The organism is Terrabacter terrae, assembly GCF_039529575.1.
Classification (GTDB): domain Bacteria; phylum Actinomycetota; class Actinomycetes; order Actinomycetales; family Dermatophilaceae; genus Terrabacter; species Terrabacter terrae.
In genome coordinates this window covers 1-1,496 of the sequence record NZ_BAAANB010000050.1, presented here as the reverse complement: position 1 = coordinate 1,496, position 1,496 = coordinate 1, and the positions used below count along the sequence as shown (strand labels likewise).

At 72.4% G+C, this 1,496-nt stretch carries 2 protein-coding genes; both read left to right on the top strand.

The window, feature by feature from the left end; genetic code table 11:
- Nucleotides 1-399: type 1 glutamine amidotransferase family protein (locus ABD194_RS18895; RefSeq protein ID WP_486388613.1), on the top strand; the 399-nt coding region annotated here is incomplete at its 5' end.
- A partial coding sequence (locus ABD194_RS18890; protein WP_343994354.1) for an alpha/beta hydrolase-fold protein occupies nt 396-1,496 on the top strand: 1,101 nt, incomplete at its 3' end. The genes ABD194_RS18895 and ABD194_RS18890, both read left to right, overlap by 4 nt.

Here is a 1,496-nt window from a genome sequence, read left to right as displayed (position 1 = left end):
GGCGGAAACGTGCGCGTCCTCCTCGAGACGCTGCACCTGTTCGACGTGCGGCTCCGGCCGGAGCAGACGGTCGTCGCCTGGTCGGCCGGGGCGATGGCCCTGACCGACCAGGTGGTCCTCTTCCACGACTTCGCTCCGCACGGCGTCACCGCGGCCGAGCTGCACGACCGGGGCCTCGGCCGGCTGCCCGGCGTCATCGCGCTGCCGCACGCCAAGCGGCGCCTGCGGCTCGACGACCGCGAGCGGATGTCGCTGCTCGCGCGGCGGTTCACCGAGCACCGGCTGCTCCTGCTCGACGACGGCGCCGTCGTGCGCTTCCCCGAGGGCGTGACGGAGGTGCCGGCCGGGGCCCGTGTCGTCGACCGCACCGGCCAGGTGTCCGTGGTGGAGGCAGCATGAGCCCGGTGGAGCGGCTCGCCGTCAACCGGCTGCGCGCCCAGCAGCCCCTCGACGGGCCGGCCATCGACCGGTTCCTCGAGCGCTTCGGCAGTCCCATCATCGAGGGGGAGCGGGCGACGTTCCTCTACCGCGGCGACGTGGACGAGGTGTGGGTGCGCCACCGCGTGGTCGGCCTGCCGGACCCGTTGCCGCTCAAGCGGATCGGTGAGTCCGACCTGTGGGCGGTCACGACCGTGCTGCCCGAGGGCTCCCGGGTGGAGTACCAGATCGAGATCCGCAAGGGCGAGGGCTACGAGCGGTTCAACGACCCGCTGAACCCGCGCCTGGCGCACAGCCCGATGGGCTCCTCCTCGGTGTGTGCGGCGGTCGGCTACCGCGTGCCCGACTGGGCGGTCCACGACCCGGAGGCGCGCGAGGGCAGCCTCGTCGAGGAGACGGTCCGCAGCCGCGCGCTGCGCCGCGACCAGCCGGTCACCATCTACCTGCCGGCCCGCTTCAACCGGGCGCAGCGCTACCCGCTGCTGGTCGTGCACGACGGCGGCGACTACCTCGCGTTCGCGGCGATGAAGACGGTCCTCGACAACCTCATCCACCGCCTCGACGTCGACCCGCTCGTCGCGGTCTTCGTCTCGCCCCGCGACCGGCTCAAGGAGTACCCCAACCACGCGCCGCACGCCCGCTTCGTCGCACGGGAGCTGCTGCCCCTGCTGAACGAGCGGCTGCCGCTCATCGACACCCCGGAGGCGCGCTGCCTGATGGGCAGCTCGTTCGGCGGCATCGCCGCCCTGACGGTGGCGGTGCGCTATCCCGGCCTCTTCGGCTCGCTGCTGCTGCAGTCGGCCTCGCTCGTCTTCACCGACATCGGTTTCGAGCACGGCGGCGGCCCCGCCTTCGACCCGGTCGTGAAGTTCGTGAACAAGTTCCGGGCCAGGCCCACGGCCGTCGTCGACCGGATCTTCATGTCGTGCGGGGTCTACGAGCCGCTCATCACCCCGAACCGGTCGATGGTGCCCGTCTTCCGCCACACCGGCACGAAGGTGCGCTACGTCGAGGCGCGAGACGGCCACAACTGGGAGAACTGGCGCGACCGCCTCGGC